At 70.0% G+C, this 4,621-nt stretch carries 7 protein-coding genes; 2 read left to right on the forward strand and 5 right to left on the reverse strand.

Annotated elements, in window-relative coordinates:
- Nucleotides 1-35: 35 nt before the first annotated feature.
- From FRW57_RS17500 to FRW57_RS17510, 3 genes are all read right to left on the reverse strand, one after another.
- Nucleotides 36-359 carry a DUF3311 domain-containing protein gene (locus tag FRW57_RS17500; RefSeq protein WP_202911650.1) on the reverse strand — a complete coding sequence of 108 codons (324 nt, stop codon included), beginning with the start codon at nt 357-359 and terminating at the stop codon, nt 36-38.
- A gap of 162 nt (nt 360-521) precedes the next feature.
- Nucleotides 522-926 (reverse strand): superoxide dismutase, Ni, encoded by a 405-nt coding sequence (sodN, locus tag FRW57_RS17505; RefSeq protein WP_137122777.1) that lies wholly within the window; start codon nt 924-926, stop codon nt 522-524.
- A 98-nt stretch (nt 927-1,024) separates the two neighbouring features.
- Nucleotides 1,025-1,363 carry a S26 family signal peptidase gene (locus FRW57_RS17510; RefSeq protein ID WP_202911649.1) on the reverse strand — a complete coding sequence of 113 codons (339 nt, stop codon included), beginning with the start codon at nt 1,361-1,363 and terminating at the stop codon, nt 1,025-1,027.
- Nucleotides 1,364-1,607: 244 nt separating this feature from the next.
- Between FRW57_RS17510 and FRW57_RS17515 the strand changes: the two genes are divergently transcribed.
- Both FRW57_RS17515 and FRW57_RS17520 read left to right on the forward strand, forming a co-directional pair.
- Complete coding sequence (locus tag FRW57_RS17515) at nt 1,608-2,765, forward strand: NAD(P)-dependent malic enzyme (protein ID WP_137122776.1); 1,158 nt, start codon at nt 1,608-1,610, stop codon at nt 2,763-2,765.
- 85 nt (nt 2,766-2,850) lie between these two features.
- Nucleotides 2,851-3,822, forward strand: coding sequence for a zinc-binding dehydrogenase (locus FRW57_RS17520; protein ID WP_137122775.1), 972 nt, complete (start codon nt 2,851-2,853; stop codon nt 3,820-3,822).
- Nucleotides 3,823-3,842: 20 nt separating this feature from the next.
- Here the strand turns inward: FRW57_RS17520 and FRW57_RS17525 are convergent, their stop codons facing one another.
- Nucleotides 3,843-4,304, reverse strand: coding sequence for a DUF4878 domain-containing protein (locus FRW57_RS17525; protein WP_137122774.1), 462 nt, complete (start codon nt 4,302-4,304; stop codon nt 3,843-3,845).
- An 86-nt stretch (nt 4,305-4,390) separates the two neighbouring features.
- A partial coding sequence (locus tag FRW57_RS23420; RefSeq protein WP_203230392.1) for a hypothetical protein occupies nt 4,391-4,621 on the reverse strand: 231 nt, incomplete at its 5' end.

Here is a 4,621-nt window from a genome sequence, read left to right on the forward strand (position 1 = left end):
GTCGTCGGCGGCCGCGAGGGCCGGCGCGACGGCGCTCATCGGACGTTCTCCGGGGTGGGCGCGCCGCCGTCGTCAGGCCGCTCGCCGCGGATCATCGGCCGGTGCGGCCGCGCCTTCTTGACCAGGCGGTAGGCCGTGTAGGTCATGGTCGAGCAGAGCACGACCCAGAGGAACTGGTACCAGATGAAGAACGGGAAGGACCCGAGCTTCGGATCGACTTTGGAATAGCTCCCGACCCACATCAGCGCGGCGATGGGGATCATCAGCAGGAGGCCCGCTAGCGCGAGCAGCCCCTTGTTGGCTGGGGGAGCGGAGTCGGGCGACTGGTGGTAGGACACGGCGAACCTCCGCACAGACACGTGCCGTCCTGGGGTGCCAGGACGGCGCCCTACGAAAGGGCGTCCACGAAAATAGTCCCCAGCGGGCCGCAGCGGTGGGACATTCGACTTCCGAGATCGGTCACGAATGCGCAACGCCCGCCGCCCCAGAGGGGACGGCGGGCGCAGGTGGTGTGTGGTCGGTCAGCTGGCCTTCTTGGTCTCCGCGAAGATCTCGGCGATCTTGTCGATCTTCGCGAGCAGCTCATCCGCCTTCGCGACATCGCTGGTGCCCTTGGTGCCAGCGGCGCCGGCGAGCTTGGTGGCCTCGTTGAAGAGGGTGTGCAGCTCCGGGTACTTCTCGAAGTGGGGAGCCTTGAAGTAGTCGGTCCAAAGCACCCACAGGTGGTGCTTGACCAGTTCGGAGCGCTGCTCCTTGATGATGATCGAGCGGATCTTGAATTCCTGGTCATCGGAGGCGGCGGCCTTCTCGATGATGGCCTTGACCGACTCGGCCTCGATCCGTGCCTGCGCGGGGTCGTAGACACCGCAGGGCAGGTCGCAGTGGGCGCTGACCTCGACCGTGGGGGCGAACAAGCGAGACAACATCTGTGATCCCTTCTGAGGCGACTGCGGTACGCGGTCCAACCTACTCCGGGGGGAATGTGCCCGCGACAGGGGAGGGCCGTCATGCGCGGGCCCGGTGGTCAGGATGCTCGGCGGGTGAGCCACCGGGGCCGAGCGGGGACCCGGCACAGCACCCGGGCCAGCACCTGGTGGGTCGCGATGGTGCCGAAGACGCGGGAGTCCACCCCTTCCCGTGCGTTGTCGCTCACGACCCACCACGCGTCTGCACCGTTGAGGTCGGGCCAGCCGATCCGCTTCACCGCGAGCGGTCTCGGGCCGGCGGGCCCGTCGGGAAGGCGGACGAGGGCCATCCGACCGCGGCGGGGGCGGCCGCCATACAGCACGAGCATCCGATCTCCTTCGTGCAGTGTGGGTTCCATCGAACGGCCGCGCACGACCGCTATTCCGATTCGCCTCACCCGAGCCTCCTTGCAACGAAGCGTGCTCTGGCGAGGGGGGTCGGGGAGTCGCGGCGGGTCATGGCCGGATCCTTGCAGAGAGGCGATCGGCGCCACACTTGCGCGCCGGTCATGTTCATCCGAGCCGTGCTGTGGCACGATCAACGGGCAGCGGCAAACCCCGCGACGTATCGATGTGGCCACACCCCCGGCGCTCCGGTGCAGCAGCTCGTGTGTCCGCCCCCGCGAAGAGGTGTCCTGACCGATGTCCGCACTCCCGCACCCGCCGACGGTCGATCCGACCGACCCGGTTTTCGTCGCCCACCAGGGCGGCAAGATCACCGTCACCCCCACCCAGCAGCTCCGGGACCGGGACGACCTGTCCCTGCTCTACACGCCCGGTGTGGCCAAGGTGTCGAGTGCCATCGCCAAGGACCCTTCGCTCGCGACGCGCTACACCAGCAAGGCCAACACGGTCGCGGTGGTCACCGACGGCACCGCCGTCCTCGGCCTGGGCAACATCGGCCCGCTCGCCGCGCTCCCCGTGATGGAGGGCAAGGCGGTCCTGTTCAAGCACTTCGCCGGCGTCGATGCGGTGCCGATCTGCCTGGAGACCGGCAGCGTCGACGAGCTGGTCGACGCCATCGCGCGGATGGCGGCGCCCTACGGAGGCATCAACCTCGAGGACATCTCGGCACCCCGCTGCTTCGAGATCGAGCGGCGCCTCCAGGACCGGCTGGACATCCCGGTCTTCCACGACGACCAGCACGGCACCGCGATCGTCGCGCTCGCTGCCCTCATCAACGCCGCGCGCGTCGTCGACCGACCCCTGACCGACCTGCGGGTCGTCGTGTCGGGGGCGGGGGCCGCCGGGGTCGCGGTGACCCAGATCCTGCAGGACGCAGGCGTCTCACAGATCGTCGTGTGCGACTCACGCGGCATCATCGAGCCCGGTCGCAGCGACCTGGTGGAGCACAAGCACCGGATCGCCGCCAGCACGAACCCGGGCGGCTTGCGCGGGTCGCTGCGCGACGCGCTCGAGGGCGCCGATGTCTTCGTCGGTGTCTCCGGCGGTCACGTGCCCGAGGAGGACGTCGAGCGGATGGCCCCCGGCGCGATCATCTTCGCGCTCGCCAACCCCACGCCGGAAGTCGATCACGAGGTGGCGCTGCGCCACGCCGCCGTCGTCGCAACGGGTCGCTCCGACCATCCCAACCAGATCAACAACGTGCTGGCCTTCCCGGGCATCTTCCGCGGTGCCCTCGACTCCGGCGCCGAACAGATCACCGAGACGATGAAGGTCGCCGCGGCCCAAGCGATCGCCGGGCTGGTGCACGAGCCGACGCCCACCGAGGTCATCCCGAGCGTCTTCGATGAGCGGGTCGCCCCCGCCGTCGCGCAGGCCATCCGCGACCTCGCCTGAGGTCGCGTCCGTCCCGAACCGTTGCGGCGACTTCGCGCAGACCGCCACGGTGTCCTGAGTCGACGCCGTGGCTAGAGTCGTGACCATGCTTGCCGCCACCGCCGTCAGCCAGTCCGCCACCGATCCGCTGTCCGGCCTGCGGGTCGGGGACCACCCCGACCCCGAGCCGAAGCCGGGCTGGTCGGTGGTGCGGCTGCGAGCCGCCGGGCTCAACCACCACGACGTCTTCTCCTTGCAAGGCGTGGGACTTTCCGCCGACAGGCTGCCCATGGTCCTGGGCTGCGACGGCGCCGGCATCGACGAGGACGGCAACGAGGTGATCGTCCACGCGGTCATCCCCACCCAGGGATGGACCGGCGACGAGACCCTCGACCCGCGGCGCACCCTGCTGTCGGAGCTGCATGACGGGACGATCGCCGAGCAGGTCGCCGTCCCCACGCGCAACCTGGTGCCCAAGCCCGAGGGCCTGGGCTGGGAGCAGGCGGCCTGCCTCTCGACGGCCTGGCTCACGGCATACAAGATGCTCTTCGTGAACTCGGGTGTCACACCCGGCGGCACGGTCCTCGTCCAGGGCGCGGGTGGCGGCGTCGCGACCGCCCTGATCCAGCTCGGCGCGGCGACGGGCTACCGGGTGTGGGCCACGAGCCGCGACGAGGACAAACGGCAGCGTGCGCTCGAGATCGGCGCCGACCGGGTCTTCGCACCGGGCGAGCGGCTCCCTGAGCGCGTCGACGCGGTGCTCGAGTCCGTCGGTGCGGCAACCTGGTCGCACTCGGTCAACTCGCTGGTGCCGGGAGGCACGATCGTGATCTGCGGCGCGACCTCCGGCGACGCCCCGGCCAAGGCCGAGCTGACCAAGATCTTCTTCAAGCAGCTGCGCGTCGTCGGATCGACGATGGGCACCCGCTCGGAGCTGGAGCGGCTGGCCAACCTCGTCGTGGCTCGCGGGATCTCACCGGTGATCGACTCGGCCCTGCCCCTGACCTCGGCACGCGACGGGTTCGCCAAGATGGTGGAGGGTGAGGTCTTCGGCAAGGTCGTCTTCACCGTGGGCTGACGGGGCCGCCCGGGCCGGGCTCAGCCGCCGACGGACGACTTGCTGCTGTCGATGTACCAGGCGTCGTCGATCTTCACCAGGGAGACCGGCTTGTCGTCGCCGCCCTTGGCGTCCTCCGGCAACCCCTCGACCTGATCGGGGCTCACGGTGGCCTTGTCGCCGTCGACCGTGGCCTCCTTGACCGCGATGCCCTTGAAGGTGTCCAGGTCCTCCTTCTTGGCCTGGTCCATCAGCATCGTCATGCCCTTGACGCACTCCTGGAACTTCGTGTCGTCCGACTTCAGCGGCTTGGAGCCGTCCTCGGTGGTCTGCAGCTTGCAGGCGGCCTCGGAGTCCTTGTCGCCCACCGCGTGGAAGTAGCTCTCGATGACGCCGGCCGCCTCGCTGCCGTCATCGCCGCCGCCGCACGCCGACAGCGTGGGGACCGCGACCAACAGGGCGGCCAGGGCGGTGACGGCTCGGGTGCGCGTGCGTGTGCTCATGCTGATGGGTTCCTCCCCCGTGGGTTGCTCCCAGCGGCGGTCGTTCGCAGCGGGCGCCCCAACCCTACCCGTGGTGCCGGGGGTGCTCAGGGTTGCTGCCTGGCCAGCACCTCGCGGATGCGGCGCCCGGCGTCGGTGAGGATGTCGAGCACCTCCTGCCGGGTCCGGTCGTCGACGGTGACGCGGCGCATGGCGTCGCGCACGTCGTACCGGAAGGCGTTGATGGCCGACTCGAGGTCACGTGCCGCGGGGCCGCGCATGCCGGCGTCCGCCGACGGAGGCCGCGGCCTCGTGGGAGGTGCCCCACCTGCCGGAGT

The organism is Segeticoccus rhizosphaerae (genome assembly GCF_009192725.1).
Lineage (GTDB): Bacteria > Actinomycetota > Actinomycetes > Actinomycetales > Dermatophilaceae > Segeticoccus > Segeticoccus rhizosphaerae.